This is a genomic window from Methylobacterium sp. WL6, assembly GCF_008040095.1.
Taxonomy (GTDB): Bacteria; Pseudomonadota; Alphaproteobacteria; order Rhizobiales; family Beijerinckiaceae; genus Methylobacterium.
Genome location: NZ_VRVH01000483.1, coordinates 1 through 2,241, shown reverse-complemented (window position 1 = coordinate 2,241; position 2,241 = coordinate 1). Strand labels below are relative to the sequence as shown.

Here is a 2,241-nt window from a genome sequence, read left to right as displayed (position 1 = left end):
GCGCCGCGGCGGTCGCGTTCGCGCGCGGCGGTAGCAGGCTGTCGAGGTTGAGCCGCTGCACGGCGATCATCAGCACGACGGTCAGCACGGCGGTGATGATCGCGGTGAGCACGAGGGCGCCGGTGCCGGGCAGGCGCCGCAGGCGCTCGGTCAGGCCGCGCATCTCCGAGCGGAGTGCCGCGAGGTCGGACTGACGGGCCGCCTCGTTCATGCGGTTCGAGGCACCCTCGACCTTGTCCTCGACCCGGGTCAGCAGCGACTCCGAGCGGGCGTACTTGTCCTCGATCCGCGAGGTCTTGTCCTCGATCCGCGCGAGCTGGTCGAACAGCTGGTTGGCGGCGATCGGCGTCGCGCCGGCCGGACCGGCGGCCGCGGGCTTGGCCTCGACGGGCTTGGCCTCAACAGGCCGGGTGTCGACGGGCGAAGTCGTCGTCGGGATGAAGTCCTGCCCGGTCGCGGTCTTGGGGGCGTCGGTCATTCGTCACGGACCCTTTCTCGTCTGCGGTTCGGAGGGCGGCCCGGCGGGGCGCGGCTTTTCGCGGATGGTCGGGCCGGGTCGCGAAACCGCCGGCCCGCGGGGTGTCCGCGAGCCGGCCGGGGGAGACGGATCAGATCGGCTCGTCAGATCAGCTTGGCCATCGCCACGGCCGTGTCGGCCATGCGGTTCGAGAAGCCCCACTCGTTGTCGTACCAGGCGAGGATGCGCACGAAGGTGCCGTCCATGACCTTGGTCTGGTCGAGGTGGAAGGTCGACGAGTGCGGGTCGTGGTTGAAGTCGATCGAGACGTTGGGTTGGTCGGTGTAGGCCAGCACGCCCTTGAGCGGGCCGTCGGCCGCCGCCACGATCGCCGCGTTGATCTCCTCGACGGAGGTGGCGCGCTTGGCGGTGAACACGAGGTCGACCGCCGAGACGTTCGGGGTCGGCACGCGGATCGAGGTGCCGTCGAGCTTGCCCTTGAGCTCCGGCAGCACGAGGCCGACGGCCTTGGCGGCGCCGGTCGAGGTCGGGATCATCGAGAGCGCGGCGGCGCGGGCCCGGTACAGATCCTTGTGCATCTGGTCGAGCGAGGGCTGGTCGTTGGTGTAAGAGTGGATCGTGGTCATGAAGCCGCGCTCGATCCCGACGAGGTCGTTGAGGACCTTCGCCACCGGCACGAGGCAGTTGGTGGTGCACGAGGCGTTCGAGATCACGTGGTGATCGGCCGTCAGCTTGTCGTGGTTGACGCCGTAGACCACCGTCAGGTCGGCGCCGTCGGCGGGCGCCGAGACGATGACGCGCTTGGCGCCGGCATCCAGGTGGGCCTTGGCCTTGTCCTTCGAGGTGAAGATGCCGGTGCACTCGAGCGCGATGTCGACGCCGAGCTCGCGGTGCGGCAGCTCGGCCGGGTTGCGCACGGCGGTGACGCGGATGCGATTGCCGTCGACGATGATGTACTCGCCATCGACCACCACCTTGGCGTTGAACCGGCCGTGGATCGAGTCGAAGCGCAGCAGGTGCGCGTTGGTCTCGACCGGCCCGAGGTCGTTGATCGCCACGACCTCGATGTCCTTGCGGCCGGCCTCGTGGATCGCGCGCAGAACGTTGCGGCCGATGCGCCCGAACCCGTTGATGGCAACCTTCACCGTCACGGCGTGACTCCTTCGCGAGATGAGGCGCCGACCTGCGGGCGCCGTTCGATGGTACCGGAACGGCGCGTCGGCCGTCCGGTGCTGCGGCCGGCTCTATGAACCGCCGAATTGAACCAGGGATGAACCGACGCGAGGCCCGGGCACAGGTCGCCGGGGACCATCCGTGAGACGGACGATGCGGGCGAGGGCCTCTTGACTGGCACGGGTCGGGTATCCGGACAAAGCGCGCGCGAGAACCGGCCAGGCGCGTGCGGCGGGTCTCTAACATGGTGCCCCGGGCTGTCAAAGCGAAGGACGGGGACCGCCTGTGCGAAGTCCTGACAATCCGGGCGGCCTGACCGGACTGGATTTGGCTGGGCGTCGGCGGCGGATTCGGCTGGAAATCCTTCGCGGCATGGGGGAAACCTGCCGGCAGACATGAGCGATGCCGCAAGCCCCCCGACCGACCCGACCGGCGACCCGACCGGCGACGCCCTGCGCAGGCTCGACGCGGCGCTGCTGCAACTCGAAGCTGCGGTCGCCCGCCGGCTCGAGGCCGAGGCCAACCCCGACGACGTCGCGGCGGAGCGCGCGATCATGGCCGAGGACCGGGCCCGCCTCGCCGCGGCGCTC

At 70.1% G+C, this 2,241-nt stretch carries 3 protein-coding genes; 1 reads left to right on the top strand and 2 read right to left on the bottom strand.

Going from position 1 to position 2,241, the window contains the following annotated elements:
* Both FV230_RS27495 and gap read right to left on the bottom strand, forming a co-directional pair.
* Window positions 1-478, bottom strand: a 478-nt coding sequence (locus FV230_RS27495; RefSeq protein ID WP_147844622.1) for a hypothetical protein, incomplete at its 3' end; no start/stop codon positions are given.
* Window positions 479-621: 143 nt separating this feature from the next.
* Window positions 622-1,629, bottom strand: coding sequence for a type I glyceraldehyde-3-phosphate dehydrogenase (gap, locus tag FV230_RS27490; protein ID WP_147844621.1), 1,008 nt, complete (start codon window positions 1,627-1,629; stop codon window positions 622-624).
* 417 nt (window positions 1,630-2,046) lie between these two features.
* On the opposite strand from gap, the gene FV230_RS27485 reads away from it, so the two are divergent.
* On the top strand, window positions 2,047-2,241 hold a 195-nt coding region (locus FV230_RS27485; protein WP_147844620.1), incomplete at its 3' end, for a DUF4164 family protein.